Origin of the sequence: Streptomyces antimicrobicus, from assembly GCF_020532625.1 — a bacterium.
In the GTDB taxonomy this organism is placed as follows: domain Bacteria; phylum Actinomycetota; class Actinomycetes; order Streptomycetales; family Streptomycetaceae; genus Streptomyces; species Streptomyces antimicrobicus.
The window spans coordinates 15,362-32,409 of sequence record NZ_JAJAUY010000069.1; the positions used below are offsets into that span (position 1 = coordinate 15,362).

At 72.8% G+C, this 17,048-nt stretch carries 12 protein-coding genes; 7 read left to right on the plus strand and 5 right to left on the minus strand.

The window, feature by feature from the left end; all coding sequences use genetic code 11:
* Positions 1-45: 45 nt before the first annotated feature.
* Positions 46-2,145, minus strand: a complete 2,100-nt coding sequence (locus LG632_RS18090; RefSeq protein WP_226728368.1) for a PhoX family protein — start codon at positions 2,143-2,145, stop codon at positions 46-48.
* Between the two features lie 304 nt (positions 2,146-2,449).
* Between LG632_RS18090 and LG632_RS18095 the strand changes: the two genes are divergently transcribed.
* Positions 2,450-3,964 (plus strand): VWA domain-containing protein, encoded by a 1,515-nt coding sequence (locus LG632_RS18095; RefSeq protein WP_226728369.1) that lies wholly within the window; start codon positions 2,450-2,452, stop codon positions 3,962-3,964.
* Positions 3,965-4,029: 65 nt separating this feature from the next.
* Here LG632_RS18095 and aspS read toward each other — a convergent pair whose 3' ends face one another.
* A complete protein-coding gene (gene aspS, locus LG632_RS18100) occupies positions 4,030-5,847 on the minus strand; it encodes an aspartate--tRNA ligase (RefSeq protein WP_226728380.1) in 1,818 nt (605 codons plus the stop codon).
* A gap of 114 nt (positions 5,848-5,961) precedes the next feature.
* Here aspS and LG632_RS18105 point away from each other — a divergent pair, with 114 nt between their 5' ends.
* Together LG632_RS18105 and LG632_RS18110 are read left to right on the plus strand one after the other, a co-directional pair.
* Entirely contained in the window at positions 5,962-8,154 is a 2,193-nt protein-coding gene (locus LG632_RS18105; protein WP_226728370.1) for a SpoIIE family protein phosphatase, read from the plus strand.
* A 37-nt stretch (positions 8,155-8,191) separates the two neighbouring features.
* Positions 8,192-9,283 carry an AI-2E family transporter gene (locus LG632_RS18110; RefSeq protein WP_226728371.1) on the plus strand — a complete coding sequence of 364 codons (1,092 nt, stop codon included), beginning with the start codon at positions 8,192-8,194 and terminating at the stop codon, positions 9,281-9,283.
* A 94-nt stretch (positions 9,284-9,377) separates the two neighbouring features.
* Here LG632_RS18110 and LG632_RS18115 read toward each other — a convergent pair whose 3' ends face one another.
* The gene (locus LG632_RS18115) at positions 9,378-10,382 is read right to left on the minus strand and encodes a pirin family protein (RefSeq protein WP_226728372.1); all 1,005 of its coding nucleotides are present in this window, start codon (positions 10,380-10,382) and stop codon (positions 9,378-9,380) included.
* Between the two features lie 161 nt (positions 10,383-10,543).
* Between LG632_RS18115 and LG632_RS18120 the strand changes: the two genes are divergently transcribed.
* Positions 10,544-11,008 (plus strand): hypothetical protein, encoded by a 465-nt coding sequence (locus LG632_RS18120; RefSeq protein ID WP_226728373.1) that lies wholly within the window; start codon positions 10,544-10,546, stop codon positions 11,006-11,008.
* 48 nt (positions 11,009-11,056) lie between these two features.
* Here LG632_RS18120 and LG632_RS30580 read toward each other — a convergent pair whose 3' ends face one another.
* Together LG632_RS30580 and LG632_RS18130 are read right to left on the minus strand one after the other, a co-directional pair.
* Positions 11,057-12,031, minus strand: coding sequence for an ArsR/SmtB family transcription factor (locus LG632_RS30580; RefSeq protein ID WP_226728374.1), 975 nt, complete (start codon positions 12,029-12,031; stop codon positions 11,057-11,059).
* 37 nt (positions 12,032-12,068) lie between these two features.
* Complete coding sequence (locus tag LG632_RS18130) at positions 12,069-12,545, minus strand: SseB family protein (protein ID WP_125648868.1); 477 nt, start codon at positions 12,543-12,545, stop codon at positions 12,069-12,071.
* A gap of 175 nt (positions 12,546-12,720) precedes the next feature.
* Here LG632_RS18130 and LG632_RS18135 point away from each other — a divergent pair, with 175 nt between their 5' ends.
* The 3 genes from LG632_RS18135 to LG632_RS18145 all read left to right on the plus strand — a co-directional run bounded on the left by LG632_RS18135 (position 12,721) and on the right by LG632_RS18145 (position 16,913).
* Positions 12,721-14,547, plus strand: a complete 1,827-nt coding sequence (locus LG632_RS18135; RefSeq protein ID WP_226728375.1) for an acyl-CoA dehydrogenase — start codon at positions 12,721-12,723, stop codon at positions 14,545-14,547.
* A 214-nt stretch (positions 14,548-14,761) separates the two neighbouring features.
* Positions 14,762-15,505 (plus strand): hypothetical protein, encoded by a 744-nt coding sequence (locus LG632_RS18140; RefSeq protein WP_226728376.1) that lies wholly within the window; start codon positions 14,762-14,764, stop codon positions 15,503-15,505.
* Between the two features lie 112 nt (positions 15,506-15,617).
* Positions 15,618-16,913, plus strand: coding sequence for a M18 family aminopeptidase (locus LG632_RS18145; RefSeq protein WP_226728377.1), 1,296 nt, complete (start codon positions 15,618-15,620; stop codon positions 16,911-16,913).
* Positions 16,914-17,048: the final 135 nt, after the last annotated feature.

Below are 17,048 nucleotides of genomic sequence, written 5' to 3' on the forward strand. Positions count from 1 at the left end.
GGTGCTCCCCCAGGGAGCACCGCCCCTTCGCCGCGCGCGGCCGGATCAGACGCCGATGTTCCTGCCGTCCTTGCGCCAGACGCTCACCACGGCCGGGCGGACGATCTTGCCGGGGCCGTCGGGCCACACCGACTGCGGCTTCTCGACGCTCGCGCCGTCGATCTCGCCCGGGTGCTGCACGGCGACCAGGACGCGCTTGTCCTGGATCAGCGGGCCGCAGGTCTCGGCACCGCGCGGCACGGTCAGGAACTGCTTGAGCTCACCGCGCCGCTCACCGGCGGTGGCGACGCCGAACAGGCCGTCGTGCGAGCCGAGCTGGTTGCCGTCCGTGGAGATCCACAGGTTGCCGTGCGGGTCGAACGCCACGTTGTCCGGGCAGGAGATCGGGCTGACCTTGTCCTTCGGGAAGCCCGCGAAGTACGTCGACGGGTCCTTGGGGTCACCGGCGACCAGGAACAGCCGCCAGGCGAAGCCGTCGCCCGCCGGGTCGTCGAAGTTCTCGGCGAGCTCCAGGATCTGGCCGTGCTTGTTGGCGTTGCGGGGGTTGGCCTCGTCGGCACCGGCCTTGCCGGGCTTGCCGCGGTCGGTGTTGTTGGTCAGCGCGACGTAGACGCGGCCGGTGCGCGGCGAGGGCTCGATGTCCTCGGGGCGGTCCATCTTGGTGGCGCCCGCCTTGTCGGCGGCCAGGCGCGTGAAGACGAACACCTCCTCCGCGGTCATGCCCTCGACGTGCGAGACGTTGCCCGTCGGCGCGGCGGTGGCGAGCTTGATCCAGACGCCGGAGCCGTCGAACTCGCCGTCGGTGGGGTGCTTGCCGGTGCCGTCGACCTCGGCGGCCGGGGAGTCCCCGGTCAGCTTGGCGACGTAGAGGGTGCCCTCGTCCAGCAGCGTCAGGTTGTGCTCCTTCGCCGCGCGCGAGTCGCCCTTCATCATCCGCTTCGAGGAGACGAACTTGTAGAAGTAGTCGAAGCGCTCGTCGTCGCCCATGTAGACGACCGGGCGGCCGTCCTCGGTCAGGCGCGGCTGGGCGCCCTCGTGCTTGAAGCGGCCGAGCGCGGTGCGCTTGCGCGGGACGGAGTGCGGGTCGTACGGGTCGAGCTCGACGACGTAGCCGAAGCGGTTGGCCTCGTTGGGCTCCTGCACGCAGTCGAAGCGCTTGTCGAACCGCTCCCACTTGCGCTCGGACTCGCCGGAGCTCACGCCGTAGCGCTTGAGGCGGGCGGCCTGGGTGGGGTCGGTGACCTTGCCGGCGTTGGCGAAGTACTGGTTGAAGTTCTCCTCGCCGTGCAGCGTGGTGCCCCACGGGGTGGTGCCGCCGGAGCAGTTGTTCAAGGTGCCGAGGACCTTGGTGCCGGACGGGTCGGCGGAGGTCTTCACCAGGGCGCTGCCCGCGACCGGGCCGCTGAGGCGGAACTCGCTGGTGGCGGTCAGACGGCGGTTGAGCTGGTGGCGGGTGACGGCCGTCAGCTTGCCGCTGCGGTGGTCCTCCTGCACGACGACCACGCCGAGTCCGTGCGCGGCCCAGGCGATCTCGACCTGCTCGCGGGTGGGGTTCGCCGGGTCGTAGCCCTTGAACATCAGGACCTCGTCCGTGTACTCGTGGTTGGCCACGAGCAGCTGCTGGCGCTCGTAGGGGCCACCGAGCGGGAGCAGGGCGAGGAAGTCGTTGTTGTAGCCGAACTGGCCGGCCTGGGCGGCGGCGGTCTGCCGGTCGGGGTGGAAGCCCGGCGCGCCCTTGACGATCGGGTCGCCCCAGCGGATGACCACGTTCTGCTCGTAGCCCTCGGGGACCGTCACCTTGTCGTCGGTGTTCGGCGCGACCGGCTTGAAGCGCAGGCCGCGGGCGCCGTCGCCCGTGCCGTGGCCGGAGGCGTTCTTGGCGTCGGCGGCCGGCGCGGCGGTGGCGGAGGAACCGGGGGCGCCGAGGGCGACGGCGGAGCCCGCGGCGGTCGCCACGGTCACGACGGCGGCGGTGCGCAGCATCGAGCGGCGCGACCAGGCCTTGGCGATGACGTCGCCGACGTACTCGTTGTCGCTGGTGTTGGGCACCTCGTGGAAGCAGGCGTTGCCGCAGCGGAAGCGGCAGGTGAGGGCGGAACGTCCGCCTTCGTGCGAATTGCCTATGAGCGGCAGGAGCTTGCGCACGGGTGTCCTCCGGTCTGTGCACACACCGACAGCGTGTCGGAACGAATTCGAGCGTGACGGTAGGGGCGCGGTGCGCCTCTGCGGCGGCGGGCGGATGAACGAAGGGTGAACCCGGCACGACAGGGCGGGAGTTCTGCCGCGCGGACTCCGGAGGTACCCCCAACGGCGGTGGCGGGTGTCATGTTGGGCCGACCCTGCCGAAGATCGCCCCCCGGGGTCGATAACCTTACGTGTCCACTCTGGGCAGGGATCTTCCGCACAGCACGGACAAATGACTCACGCACTCATGCGAAAGGCCTCGCTCATGGGTATTCGGAGCTTGTTGCGCAAGGTGTTCGGCCGCTCCTCCGCGGAGCCGGTCCCGGATCCCACGACGTCGGCCGAGGCGCCGGGGGCACCCTCCCTTCCCGCCCAGGGCGAGCGGACCCCGCTGGACGCGGCCGCCGAGCTGGTGGCGGCCTCCTTCGACAACCCCACCGTCCCGCCGCAGTCGGCACCGCGCGACCACCGCAGCGCCGTCCTGACCGCCCCCTCCCCGTCCGCCGCCCCGGCCCCGGACCCCACGGTCCCCGAGGCCCGCTCCCCGCGCCCGGCCGACCCGGCCCCGGCTCCGGCCCGGCCGGAGACCCCGGAGCCGGCCGAAGCCGCCGAAGCCGCCGAAGCCGCCGTCCAGGCGCCGGAGCCGGTGGTGGACCCCGAGCCGGAGCCGGCCCCGACGGCCGCGACCGAGCCCGAGCCCGAGCCGCTCGCGGCCGCCGCCGAGGCGGAGCCGGAGCCGCAGCCCGAACTCGCCGCCGCCACCGAGCCGGTGGCCGTAGCACCCGAGGCACCCACGGAGCCCGAGGCGGAGCCGGAGGCCGTACAGCCCGAGCCGACGCCCGCGGCCGAGACCACGAAGCCCGAGCCCGAGACGGAGGCCGTACAGCCCGAGCCCGAGGCCGTACGCCCCGAGCCGGAGGCCGCCGCCGAGGCCGAGCCCGCGGCAGCGGAGCCCCAGGCCGAGACCGCCGAGCCCGAGACCGAGCCCGCGGCCACGGAGCCCCAGGCCGAGACGGTCGAGCCCGAGACCGAGCCCGCGGCAGCGGAGCCCCAGGCCGAGACGGTCGAGCCCGAGACGGTCGAGCCCGAGGGCGTCGAGCCCGAGGGCGTGGCGGTCGAGGTGGCTGCCGGGCCCGCGTTGCCGCTCGCGCAGGTGAAGCGGCGGGCCGCCGGCCTCGCCGGGGCGTACAAGGCGGCCGGGCAGGTGCTGCGCGGCAAGGGCAAGGCGGGGGCCCGGGCCCGCGTCTACCTGGTGCTGGACCGCTCCGGCTCGATGCGCCCGTTCTACAAGGACGGCAGCGCCCAGCACCTGGCCGAGCACACCCTGGCCCTGGCCGCGCACCTGGACGAGGGGGCCACCGTGCACACGGTGTTCTTCTCCACCGACGTCGACGGCACCGCCGACCTCACCCTTGAGGGCCACGAGGGCTGGGTCGAGGCCCAGCACGCCGCCCTCGGGCACATGGGCCGCACCAGCTACCACCGCGCGGTCGAGCAGGTCGTCGAGCACTACGTGAAGCAGGGCGGCGAAGGCCCGGCCTTCGTGGTCTTCCAGACCGACGGCGCCCCCGACAGCCGCCAGCCCGCCCGCCAGGCGCTGGTGGACGCGGCGAAGTACGACATCCACTGGCAGTTCGTCGCGTTCGGCGACCACGACTCCAAGGCGTTCGACTTCGTCCGCAAGCTCGACCTGGACAACGCCGGCTTCTTCCACGCCGGCCCGGCCCCGGCCGAACTGACCTCGGCGGCCCTGCTCAAGGGCATCCTGGCCGGCTTCTGAGCCGCTGTGCCGAAGGGGCCCGGGATCCTCACGGATCCCGGGCCCCTTCGCACATCAGGCTCGGCTCAGCGCGCGGCGTCCGGGTGGACCGCCTCGGAGATCGGGCGCTCGCCGGAGGCCTTCTTCTCCACCGGCTTGCGCAGCGCGATGTTCAGCTCGCGCAGGCGGGCCTCGTCCAGCTCCGTCGGGGCGCCCATCATCAGGTCCTGGGCGTTGCCGTTGAGCGGGAAGGCGATGGTCTCGCGGATGTTCGGCTCGTCGGCCAGCAGCATCACGATGCGGTCGACGCCCGGGGCGATGCCACCGTGCGGCGGGGCACCGAGGCGGAAGGCGCGCAGCATGCCCGCGAACTCGCGCTCGACGGTCTCGGCCTCGTACCCGGCGATCTCGAAGGCCTTCAGCATGACCTCGGGCTCGTGGTTGCGGATGGCGCCGGAGGACAGCTCGATGCCGTTGCAGACGATGTCGTACTGCCACGCCAGGATGTCCAGCGGGTCCTTCTCCTCCAGGTCCTTCATGCCGCCCTGGGGCATGGAGAACGGGTTGTGGGAGAAGTCGATCTTGCCGGTCTCCTCGTCCTTCTCGTACATCGGGAAGTCGACGATCCAGCAGAACCGGAAGACGTTCTCCTCGAAGTGGCCGGCGCGCTTGGCGGCCTCGACCCGGACCGGGCCCATGATCTTGGAGACCTCGTCGAACTCGCCGGCGCCGAAGAACACCGCGTGCCCGGCGGTCAGGCCGAGGCGCTCGGTGAGGACCTTGACGTTCTCCTCGGTGAGGAACTTGGCGATCGGGCCGGTCAGCGTGCCGTCCTCGCCGACGCGCACCCAGGCCAGGCCCTTCGCGCCGAGCGAGACGGCGAAGTCGCCGAGCCCGTCGAAGAACTTGCGCGGCTGGGCGGCGGTGTCCGGCACCGGCAGGGCGCGCACGTGCTTGCCGGCGAACGCCTTGAACTCGGAGTTCTCGAAGACGTCGGTGATGTCGACGAGCTCCAGCTTGGCGCGCAGGTCCGGCTTGTCGTTGCCGTACTTGAGCATGGACTCGCGGAAGGGGATCCGCGGGAACGGCGAGGTGACCTCGCGGCCGCCGCCGAACTCGGTGAAGAGCTCGGTCATCAGCTTCTCGATCGGCTGGAAGACGTCCTCCTGCTCGACGAAGGACATCTCCACGTCGAGCTGGTAGAACTCGCCCGGCGAACGGTCGGCGCGGGCGTCCTCGTCGCGGAAGCAGGGCGCGATCTGGAAGTAGCGGTCGAAGCCGGAGATCATCAGCAGCTGCTTGAACTGCTGCGGGGCCTGCGGCAGCGCGTAGAACTTGCCCGGGTTCAGGCGGGACGGCACCACGAAGTCGCGCGCGCCCTCGGGGGAGGTCGCCGTCAGGATCGGGGTGGCCATCTCGTTGAAGCCGAGCGCCGTCATCTTCTGGCGCATCGCGGCGATGACCGCGGAGCGCAGCATGATGTTGCGGTGCATGCGCTCGCGGCGCAGGTCGAGGAAGCGGTACTCCAGACGGCGCTCCTCGTTCACCCCGTCGTCGGTGTTGATCGTGAACGGCAGCGGGGCGGCCGCGCCCAGCACCTCGACCTCGGCGGCCTCGATCTCGATCTCGCCGGTGGCGAGGTCGGGGTTGATGTTCTCGGCACCGCGCGAGACGACCTTGCCGTCGACCCGGACGACGGTCTCCTTGGAGAGCTTGTCCAGGGCCTCGGCGGCGGCGGTGCCGGGACGGGCGACGAGCTGCGTGATGCCGTAGTGGTCGCGCAGATCGATGAAGAGGATGCCGCCCAGGTCTCGACGATTGTGCAGCCAGCCGCTCAGCCGGACGTCGGCGCCGACGTCAGAGGCACGGAGCTCGCCGCAGGTGTGGGACCTGTACCGATGCATCATTCATCCAGTTCTTCGCGATAGCAGGTGGGATTCAACCCTCACAAGGTTACCGCCCGCCCCGGTGCCCGGCCGGACGGGCGGACCGGGCCGATGACCTGTAAAGATGACGTAATGCGCACCGAGGACGTCCTGGCCGCCATCGCGACCGGCCTGTGGCGCTGGGACCACGCGTCCGGCACGGTCGCCCTCGACGGCGAGGCCGCCCGGCTGCTCGGGCTGCCCGCCGAACCCGCCGTGCTGCCCGAGGCGGCCGTACGCTCCCGCTTCCACCCGGTGGACTGGAACGAGATCAACGGGATCGTGAACCTGGCCGTCGCCGAGGGCACCCTCGCCGAGGCCCGGCTGCGGATCATGGACGAGGACGGGCGGGTGCTGCGCACCGTACGCACCCGGTCCAAGCCGGTGGAGCACCGCGGCGACGACGGCCGGCTGGACCACGAACTGATCGGCACGCTCCAGGAGATCGCCGAGCCGCAGCCCGGCACCACCGCCGCGCACACCCCGATCACCGGGGACTGGCGGCGCTCGCGCGAGGCGTTCCTGCTGGACGCCGGCCGGGCCCTGGCCGAGGCGCGGTCCACCGCCGAGGTGCTGCGGGTGGCCGCCTCGCTGTCGATGCCCGGGTTCAACCCCGACGGGCTGGCCGTCTTCGGCGTGGAGGGCGACCGGCTGTCGGTCATCGGCCACCACGGGCACGGCACCGGCGACGAGGGCCCCTTCTCGCACATGCGGCTGGACACCGACTACCCGGCGGCCGAGGTGGTGCGCACCGGCCGGGCGATCTACCTGCCCACGCCGGAGGACTACAAGCGGCGCTTCCCGGCCACCTGGCCCCTCGCCCAGCGCTTCGGCCGGGTCTCCTGGGCGTTCGTCCCGCTGATCGTGGCCGGCCGGACGATGGGTGCCTGGATGGCCGCCTTCAAGCAGCCGGTCTCCTTCTCCCCCGACGAGCGGTCGGTGCTGACGACGGTGGCCCGGATGCTGGCCCAGGCCCTCCAGCGGGCGGGCGTGGCCGAGTCCGAGCGGGAGCTGACCACGGGCCTGCAGCGCTCGATGATGCCCACGCTGGGCCCGGAGATCCCCGGCATGCGGGTGGCGGCGCGCTATGTGCCCACCGGCGGCGGACTCCAGGTCGGCGGCGACTGGTACGACATGATCCCGCTGCCCGGCGGCACCTCGCGGCCGGCGTCCGGGGGACGGTTCGCGCTGGTCATCGGGGACGTGCAGGGCCACGACGTGCGCGCGGCCGGGCTGATGGGCCAGCTGCGGATCGCCGTGCGGGCGTACGCGTCGGAGGGCCACCGGCCGGACGCGGTGCTCTCGCGGGCCTCCCGCTTCCTGGCCGGACTGCAGTCGGGCGACCCGTTCACCGGTGGGGCGGCCGGCGCCGACGACGACTTCGGCGACGCCTTCCGCAGCCCGCGCTTCGCCACCTGCCTGTACGTCGAGTGCGACCCGGAGACCGGGGTTCTGGAGGTGGCCCGGGCCGGCCATCCGGACCCGGTGGTGCGGATGCCCGACGGCACCGTGCTGATGCGGCCCACGGCGGGCGGGCTGCCGCTGGGCATCGACGCGGACACCGACTACCCGACGACCCGGTTCACGCTGGAGCCCGGCGAGACGATGATGCTGTGCACGGACGGGCTCATCGAGACCGGCGGGCACGACCTGGACACCGGCTGGGCGCGGCTGCGCGCCGTCCTGGAGTCGGGGGCGCACGAGAGCGAGGACCTGGAGAAGCTGGCCGACCGGCTGGTCCAGGCCGTGCACGGGCCCTCCTCGCACCACACCACCGGCCCGCTCGCCGACCGCCGCGAGGACGACATAGCGGTGGTGCTGCTGTGCCGCGAGGGGCCGGGCTGCGGCTGCGGCGCCCCGGCCGGGCACCCGGTCCTACCGGTCCGGCGGACCATGCTGACCGTGGCCCAGGCCGAGCCCGCACGGATCTCCGGGGCCCGCCGGCAGGTACGGGAGCTGCTGCACGACTGGGCGGACGGCGAGCAGGTCGACGCGGCGGTGCTGATGGTGTCCGAGATGGTCACCAACGTGCTGATGCACACCGACGGCGACGCGCTGCTGGTCGCCGAGGCGGTCGGGGAGCTCGGCTCCCGCCGGCTGCGGGTGGAGGTGGCCGACGGCTCGGACGAGCTCCCGCACAAGCGCCATCCGGGCGAGATGGCCTCCAGCGGCCGGGGCGTCCTGCTGATGGAGATGCTGGCGGACAGCTGGGGCGTGGACCCGCGCGGCGAGGGCAAGTCGATCTGGTTCGAGCTGTTCGAGCAGTCCAAGCCCGACGCGGCGTGAGCCGGCCGGCGGCGGGGGCCGCGTGGTTGGATGGGGCGTGATCAGCTCCCTGCTCCCCGAGCCCGTACGGCGGGTGGCCGCCTGGTGCGTGGTGTTCCTGCTCCTGACCGGCGTCGTGGCGGTGCTCGTACGGCTCTGCGTCATCTTCCAGACGGCCGTGACGCCCGTGCTCCTCGCGCTGCTCGGCACCGCCCTGCTGGGGCCGCTGCACCGGCGGCTGATCCGGATGCGGGTGAACCGGTCCCTGGCCGCCGCGCTGACCTGCCTGGCCGTGGTCGCGGTCTTCGGCGGGGCGACGTACGTGGTGGCGAGCGTGCTCGTGCACACCGGGGACCAGATCCTCACCGGCCTGCGCCGGGCCGGCCAGGACCTGGCCGAGCACTTCGGCGCGGCGGGCACCTCGGTGGAGGACCTGGCGGCCAACGCCGAGGAGCTGCTGGCCAAGTTCGGCGCCACGGCGGCCTCCGGGGTGATCACCGGGATCAGCGTGGTCGGCGAGATGATCGCGACCGCCGTCCTGGCGCTGCTGCTCAGCTTCTTCTTCCTGCGCGACTCCGACCGGGCCGCCGCCACCTTGCGGTCCCTGGCCCCCCGTCAGGCCGGGGACATGCTGGAGGCGATGGGCCGGCGCGCGTTCGGGGCCGTCGAGGGCTTCATGCGCGGGACGACGTTCATCGCGCTCATCGACGCCGTCTGCATCGGCGTCGGCCTGCTGGTCCTGCGGGTGCCCGGGGCACTGGGGCTGGCCGCCCTGGTGTTCGTCGGCGCGTACATCCCGTACCTGGGCGCCTTCATCTCCGGCACGGTCGCGGTCCTGGTCGCCTTCGCCGACGGCGGCTGGGTCACCGGCCTGTGGGCCGTGGGCGTGGTGCTGGCCGTCCAGGTCCTGGAGGGCCACGTGCTCCTGCCGATGATCCAGAGCCGCACCGTCCAGATGCACCCGGCGGTGGTGATGCTGGCGATCACGGCGGGCGCGGGCGTGGCCGGCGTCCTCGGCATGCTCCTGGCGGTCCCCCTGACGGCGGCGGCCTTCGGCATCGTCTCGGAACTGCGGGCGCGGTACACCAGCGGGGCGCCCGGTGGGAAGCCCGGTGGGACGCCCGGTGGGGCGCCCGTCCAAGGCTCCTGACCTCGGCCGCCGGTTCCGCGGACCGGAGGCCCGGTCCGCGGCTCCCGAGGCCCGGCCCGCGGATCCGGAGGCCCGGTCCGCGGATCCGGGCGGGTCAGTCCTCGATGCCCTCGCCCTGTTCGCGCCAGTCGCGCTGGTCGCGCTTGCGTTCCGTGGTGGGGACGGTGCCGAGGCGGCCGGCCTGGAAGTCCTCGAAGGCCTGGACCAGTTCGGCGTGGCTGTTCATGACGAACGGGCCGTAGTGCGCCATCGGCTCGCGAATCGGGCGGCCGCCCAGCAGCACGATCTCCAGGGCCGGGGCGTTGGAGTCCTGGACCTCGTCCGCGCGCAGGGTGAGGGAGCCGCCCTCGCCGAAGACGGTCGTCTGACCGGTGCGGACGGGGCGGCGGGCGGTGCCGACCGTGCCGCGGCCGGAGAGGACGTAGGCGAGGGCGTTGAAGTCCTCGCGCCAGGGCAGGGTGAGCTGCGCGCCCGGGGTCACGGTGGCGTGGATCATCGTGATCGGGGTGTGCGTGATGCCCGGTCCCCGGTGCCCGTCCAGCTCACCGGCGATGACGCGCAGCAGCGCGCCGCCGTCCGGGGTGGTCAGCAAGGTGACCTTGCCGCCGCCGATGTCCTGGTAGCGCGGCGGCATCATCTTGTCGGAGGCCGGCAGGTTGACCCACAGCTGGAGGCCGTGGAACAGGCCGCCCGAGACGACGAGGGACTCCGGCGGGGCCTCGATGTGCAGCAGGCCCGAACCGGCGGTCATCCACTGGGTGTCGCCGCCGTTGATGACGCCGCCGCCGCCGTGGCTGTCCTGGTGCACGAACGTGCCGTCGATCAGGTACGTCACGGTCTCGAAGCCGCGGTGCGGGTGCCAGGGGGTGCCCTTGGGCTCGCCCGGCGCGTACTCCACCTCGCCCATCTGGTCCATCATGATGAACGGGTCGAGGTGGCGGTAGTCGATCCCGGCGAACGCGCGGCGCACCGGGAATCCCTCGCCCTCGAAGCCACCGGGAGCGGTCGTGACGGCCAGGACCGGCCGGGCGGCCGTCTCCTTGGTCGGTTCGGCGACCCGGGGAAGCGTCAGCGGATTCTCAACAGTCACTGCAGGCATGGTCGGGACCTCCTTCTGCGTCGAGTTTAGTTGAAACTCGAACTTCCTGCCACACCTGCCAACGGTGAGGTCCCTTGTCTCATTCCCGATCAACCCGGCCCGCTCTCCCCGCGTCCTCCTCCGCGTCCTCCCCGCGTCCCCGCACCCCGGCAGGAGCAGCAATGAGCAGTGACGGCAGCGGCCCGCAGGTCCACACCGGGACCCCGACCCCCGGGCCCGGGAGGCACTCCTCCCCGCTGGCGGCCCTCGGCTCGTCGGCCGCCGTCGCGGCCGCCGCCGTGGCCCTGGGCTACGCCTCCTGGCGGTGGGCGGCGACCGGGCTGCCGCTGGAGCCGCTGCCCGGCCCGCCGTGGCCGTACCTCGCCGTGTGGGGGGTGTTCTGCCTGGCCGGCTGCCTGCTGTGGCGCTGGGCGACGGCGTACACGGACCCGGAGGGCGGCGCGCACGCGATCGGCGCCGTCGCCGTCGCCGGGATGCGGACCTCGCTGGCCCATCGGCCCGACGTGCTCCCGCTGTGGCTCTACGGGGCCCTGGTCGTGGCCGCGTGCGCGGGGGCGGCCGGGTGGTGGCGGGGCCGGGTGCGGCGGGCCACCGCCGACCGGCCGTCGGGCCGCCCGGCCGCCTAGCCGACTGCCGAGCCGCCCGGCCGCCCTGCGCCCGGCCCGCCGGCCGTCTCAGCGGGTGCTGTGCAGGAGGTCCACGCCCAGGCCCGTGGCCGAGTGCAGCACGGCCTTGCCGTCGCGTTCCGTGGTGACCAGGCCCGCCGCCCGCAGGGTCCGGGCGTGCTCGGAGGCCGAGGGGAGGCTGATGTCGAGGTCCCGGGCCAGTTCGGTGGTGGTACGGCGCTGCACCAGGTGCTGGAGCACGGCCGCCCGGGTGCGCCCCAGCAGTGCGTCGAGTGCCCCGGCGCCGGGCCCGGCCTCCTCCTCGGTCAGCGGGAACGGCGTCAGCGCCGGGTAGAGCAGCACCGGCCGGCCCCCGGGCGGCCCGAGTTCGGCCAGCAGCGGGCGGCCGGTCCAGAAAACCGACGGCATGAGCAGCAGGCCCTGGCCGGCCAGCCGGACCTCGTAGTCGGGCGGCAGGCCCACCTCGAAGACCGGGCCCGCCCAGCGGGCGGCCGGGTGGGTGCTCGCCAGCACCGCCCTGATGCCGTGGCCGGCCATCAGCCGGGTCCGCCACGCCACGTCGGCCCGGTAGGCGGCGCGGATCCGGTCCCAGTACGGGCCGACCACCGTCTCGTGCCCGGTCCGCAGCGCCCCGTGGAGCTGCTCCCAGGCCTCGGGCTCCTGGGCCCACAGGGACCGCAGCCACGACGCCGAGCCCGGGGCCCGGCCCGCCACCCGGCCCAGCTCGTCCGCGGTCAGCCGGGTGCCCGCCTCGCGGACGGCCGCCAGCCCCTCGTCGACGTCGCGGACGAACGGCTCCAGGAAGGGCGGGTTGTCCCCGTCGGGCCGCAGCAGGTCCCGCAGCGGGCCGGCCGCCCGCCCGGGCAGCTCCCGCGAGAGCCGGGACCGCCAGCGCCCGAACACCGCCCGCTGGTCGTCGCGCTGCCAGGCGGCCAGGGCGAGCGCGAGCTCGACCAGGGGGTAGGGCTCGGGGGCGAAGGTGACGCCGAGCAGGTCCTCCACCGAGAAGTGCACCCGTAGCACGCCGCCGCCCCCTCCCCGCGCGTTCCGGTCCGGCCGTCTAGCCGTACATGCGGCGCATCGCGTAGTCGACCATCTGCTCGACGGCCTTCGCGTCGAAGACCATCCGGTGGTCGCCCTCCATGTCGAGGACGAATCCGTAACCGGTGGGCAGCAGGTCGATCACCTCGGCGCCGGTGATCACGAAGTACTTGGACTCCTTGCCGGCGTACCGGCGCAGTTCCTTGAGCGTGGTGAACATCGGGATCACCGGCTGCTGGGTGTTGTGCAGCGCCAGGAAACCGGGGGTGTCCCCGCGCGGGCAGTAGACCTTCGACGTGGCGAAGATCTGCTGGAAGTCCTCGGCCGAAAGCGACCCGGTCGTGAAGGCCCGCACGGCGTCGGCGAGCGACGGCGGGGAGGGCTCGGGGTACAGCGGCTGCTCGGCGTACCCGCCCGCCATCTGCTGCGGATGCTGCGGAGCGGCGTAATTCTGCCCCGCGTGGCCCGCGCTCACGTTCTGGTCGTAGCCGTACATGGGCCGAAGCCTACCGAGCACCCCTCGGGGCCCGGGCACGGATTCGCGCCACGCTTGACGCTGGTCACAGTCGCCAGGCTGGGGTTGATTCTTATTACCGGCGGGTAGCATCATGACGTTACCGATTGGTACGCGTACGAGGAATGCCTCCCCGAGCCTTAACGGAGCCGTCGCAATGGGCCACTACAAGTCGAATCTCCGCGACATCGAGTTCAACCTCTTCGAGGTGCTCGGCCGCGACACGCAGTACGGCTCCGGCCCGTTCGCGGAGATGGACGTCGAGACCGCCAAGAGCATCCTCGAGGAGATCGCGCGCCTCGCGGAGAACGACCTCGCGGAGTCCTTCGCGGACGCCGACCGCAACCCCCCGGTCTTCGACCCCGAGACCAACACGGCCCCGGTCCCGGCCTCGTTCAAGAAGTCGTACGACGCCTTCATGGACTCCGAGTACTGGCGCCTGGGCCTGCCGGAGGAGATCGGCGGCACCACCTCCCCGCGCTCCCTGATCTGGGCGTACGCGGAGCTGCTGCTCGGCTCGAACCCGGCCGTGTGGATGTACTCCTCGGGCCCGGCCTTCGCCGGCGTCCTGCACGCCGAGGGCAACGAGGCGCAGAAGAAGATCGCGCAGATCGCCGTCGAGAAGCGCTGGGGCTCCACCATGGTCCTCACCGAGCCGGACGCCGGCTCGGACGTGGGCGCCGGCCGCACCAAGGCGATCCAGCAGGAGGACGGCTCCTGGCACATCGAGGGCGTGAAGCGCTTCATCACCTCGGGTGAGCACGACATGGAGGAGAACATCCTCCACTACGTCCTGGCCCGCCCCGAGGGCCACGGCCCGGGCACCAAGGGCCTGTCGCTCTTCCTCGTCCCGAAGTACCACTTCGACTGGGAGACCGGCGAGCTGGGCGAGCGCAACGGCGTCTACGCCACCAACGTCGAGCACAAGATGGGCCTGAAGGCGTCCAACACGTGCGAGATGACCTTCGGCGACCAGCACCCCGCCAAGGGCTGGCTGATCGGTGACAAGCACGACGGCATCCGCCAGATGTTCATGATCATCGAGTTCGCCCGCATGATGGTCGGCACGAAGGCCATCGCGACGCTCTCGACCGGCTACCTGAACGCCCTGGAGTACGCCAAGGAGCGCGTGCAGGGCACCGACCTGGCGAACTTCCTCGACAAGACCGCGCCCAAGGTCACCATCACCCACCACCCCGACGTCCGCCGCTCGCTGATGACGCAGAAGGCGTACGCGGAGGGCATGCGCGCCCTCGTGCTGTACACCGCCACCGTCCAGGACGAGATCGCGGTCAAGGAGGCGGCCGGCGAGGACGCCAAGGCGCTGCACGGCCTGAACGACCTGCTCCTGCCGATCGTGAAGGGCTACGGCTCGGAGAAGTCCTACGCGCTGCTGGCCGAGTCCCTGCAGATCTTCGGCGGCTCCGGCTACCTGCAGGAGTACCCGATCGAGCAGTACATCCGGGACTCCAAGATCGACACCCTCTACGAGGGCACCACGGCCATCCAGGGCCAGGACTTCTTCTTCCGCAAGATCGTCCGCGACCAGGGCGCCTCGCTGAACCTGCTCTCCGAGGAGATCAAGAAGTTCCTCGCCCAGGGCGAGGGCGGCGAGGAGCTGGCCCCGGCCCGCGACGCGCTGGCCAAGGCCGCCGTGGACCTGGAGGGCATCGTCGGCAAGATGATCACCGACCTCACCGCCACCGGCGAGGACGTCAAGAACATCTACAAGGTGGGGCTCAACACCACCCGCCTGCTGATGGCCTCCGGTGACGTGGTCGTCGGCTACCTGCTGCTCAGGGGCGCCGCCGTGGCCGCCGCGAAGCTGCCGACCGCCTCCGCCAAGGACGTCCCCTTCTACCAGGGCAAGATCGCGGCGGCGAAGTTCTTCGCCACCCAGGTCCTGCCGGCCCTGTCGGTCCAGCGCGAGCTGGCCGAGGCCGTCGACAACTCCCTGATGGAGCTCGACGAGGCCGCCTTCTAAGCAGGCAGGGGCGGACACTCGCCCCCCACACACGTACGCGGTGTACGCGCCGGCGGCCGGACCCCTTCGCACAGGGGGTCCGGCCGCTGCCGTTGCAGGGGGCGTTCGCCGGGGGCGTTCGCCGGACCGCCCCCGGGGCCGTTCCCCGAGGCCGTCCCGGGGCGCCGGTGGCCCGTTTGCACGGTTGTCAGTGGTTCGTGCGACGCTCGTAGACATGAGTCCACAGGAGCAGCAGCGCGGCGGTGGCCGGGGGTACAGCGTGCCCACGGGGCGCCCGTACGCCCTCAAGCAGCTTCAGGACAGCCTGAGCACCCTGGGCGACCAGGTGAAGGAGCTGTACGAGGGATCCCACCCGGCCGAGTACGAGCCGGTCACCGACGCGCTCTACAGCGCCTTCCGGACGGCCGCCGGCCTGGCCCCGGCCAAGAGCTACACCGGCTGCCCCCAGCACCCCGACGGCGCGCTGGACCCCGAGGCGCCCGAGGGCTGGGGCCGCTGCCTGCTGTGCAACGACCGGCGCCGGCTCGGGCTGCGCCTGCAGGGCGGCCGTCCGGCCGCGCCGGCCCAGGGCCCGGCGGAGCAGCGCCGGCTCGGCTATCCCGTGCCGGAGGGCCCATACTCGCTGGGGATGCTGCGGGCGTACCTGCGCGCCGTCGACGAGCAGCGCTTCCACCTCACCCTGACCTCGCCCGACCAGGACTTCGTGCGCATCGCCGACGACGTGCACCGGGCCTTCATCGTGGCCCGCGAGCTGTCCCGGCCGCGCAACGCCTCGGGGTGCGCCGAGCACCCCGGCGCGCCGGTCGATCCCGATGCTCCGCCGGGGGAGGCCTGTATCTTCTGCGCCGGGCGCAAGAGGCGCGCGCAGCGCTCCCCGCAGACCCCGGAGATGCTTCCGCGCATCCGCCGGGGCGAGCGCAGACAGCTGCGGCGCCGCTTCGAGCGCCCGCCGGGCTGAGCCGTCCCGGGACGTGGTTCACCTCCGCCGCGGCCCGTTTTCCCGCGGCTGCCCGTGGGCTATCCGCCACAGTCCGGCCATGGCGAACACGACCGTCGTTAAGGTGAACCACATGAGCTCTCCCGCCCGCTTCGACCGCGGCCACACCGACGACCTGATGACCTTCCTGGCGGCGAGCCCTTCGCCGTACCACGCGGTGGCCGGGGCGGCCGAGCGTCTGGAGAAGGCAGGCTTCCGGCAGGTGTCGGAAACGGACGCCTGGGACGCGAGCGCGGGCGGCAAGTTCGTGCTCCGCGGCGGCGCGATCATCGCCTGGTACGTGCCCGAAGGCGCCGCCGCGCACACGCCGTTCAGGATCGTCGGGGCGCACACCGACTCGCCCAACCTGCGCGTCAAGCCGCTGCCCGACACCGGCTCCCAGGGCTGGCGGCAGATCGCCGTCGAGATCTACGGCGGCACCCTGCTCAACACCTGGCTCGACCGCGACCTCGGCCTGGCCGGCCGGCTGACCCTGCGCGACGGCACCGAGCACCTGGTCGACGTGGACCGCGCGCTGCTGCGCGTGCCCCAACTCGCCGTCCACCTGGACCGGTCGGTCAACTCCGACGGGCTCAAGCTCGACAAGCAGCGCCACATGCAGCCGATCTGGGGCCTGGGCGACGTCCAGGAGGGCGACCTGATCGCGTTCCTGGAGGAGGAAGAGGGCCTGCCCGCGGGCTCGGTGGCCGGCTGGGACCTGATGGTCCACTCGATCGAGCCGCCCGCCTACCTGGGCCGGGACCGCGAGCTGGTGGCCGGCCCGCGCATGGACAACCTGCTCTCGGTGCACGCCGGTACGGCCGCGCTGGCGGCCGTCGCGACGGCCTCGCGGAAGCTGGAGTACATCCCGGTCCTGGCCGCCTTCGACCACGAGGAGAACGGCTCCCAGTCCGACACCGGCGCGGACGGCCCCCTGCTGGGCAACGTGCTGGAACGATCCGTCTTCGCCCGCGGCGGCAGCTACGAGGACCGCGCCCGCGCCTTCGCCGGCACGGTCTGCCTGTCCTCCGACACCGGGCACGCCGTCCACCCCAACTACGCGGAGCGGCACGACCCTTCGCACCACCCGCGGGCCAACGGCGGCCCGATCCTGAAGGTCAACGTCAACCAGCGCTACGCCACCGACGGCAGCGGCCGCGCGGTCTTCGCCGCGGCCTGCGAGCGGGCCGGGGTGCCCTGGCAGACGTTCGTCTCCAACAACTCGATGCCCTGCGGCACCACCATCGGCCCGATCACGGCCGCCCGGCACGGCATCCAGACTGTCGACATCGGCGTGGCCATCCTGTCGATGCACAGCGCCCGCGAGCTGTGCGGGGCGGACGACCCGTACCTGCTGGCGAACGCCCTGGTGGCCTTCCTGGAGGGCTGAGCCGGCCCGGCGACGCGGCGGCCGAGCGCCGTGCCGGGCCGGTCCGCCGGGCCGGTCCGCCGGGCCAGGCCGTCGCGCCGGGCAGCCCGGCCGGGGCGCCGCGCCGGGGGGGGGGGGGGCTACTAGTGCATGCCC

What these genes read in the sequence shown, in the direction of transcription:
- LG632_RS18120 (WP_226728373.1), top strand. Translation starts at nt 10,544, where the DNA reads ATGAGCAGTGACGGCAGCGGCCCGCAGGTCCACACCGGGACCCCGACC.
- LG632_RS18145 (WP_226728377.1), top strand. Translation starts at nt 15,618, where the DNA reads ATGAGCTCTCCCGCCCGCTTCGACCGCGGCCACACCGACGACCTGATG.
- LG632_RS18095 (WP_226728369.1), top strand. Translation starts at nt 2,450, where the DNA reads ATGGGTATTCGGAGCTTGTTGCGCAAGGTGTTCGGCCGCTCCTCCGCG.
- LG632_RS18135 (WP_226728375.1), top strand. Translation starts at nt 12,721, where the DNA reads ATGGGCCACTACAAGTCGAATCTCCGCGACATCGAGTTCAACCTCTTC.
- LG632_RS18130 (WP_125648868.1), bottom strand. Translation starts at nt 12,545, where the DNA reads ATGTACGGCTACGACCAGAACGTGAGCGCGGGCCACGCGGGGCAGAAT.
- aspS (WP_226728380.1), bottom strand. Translation starts at nt 5,847, where the DNA reads ATGCATCGGTACAGGTCCCACACCTGCGGCGAGCTCCGTGCCTCTGAC.
- LG632_RS18140 (WP_226728376.1), top strand. Translation starts at nt 14,762, where the DNA reads ATGAGTCCACAGGAGCAGCAGCGCGGCGGTGGCCGGGGGTACAGCGTG.
- LG632_RS18115 (WP_226728372.1), bottom strand. Translation starts at nt 10,382, where the DNA reads ATGCCTGCAGTGACTGTTGAGAATCCGCTGACGCTTCCCCGGGTCGCC.
- LG632_RS18105 (WP_226728370.1), top strand. Translation starts at nt 5,962, where the DNA reads ATGCGCACCGAGGACGTCCTGGCCGCCATCGCGACCGGCCTGTGGCGC.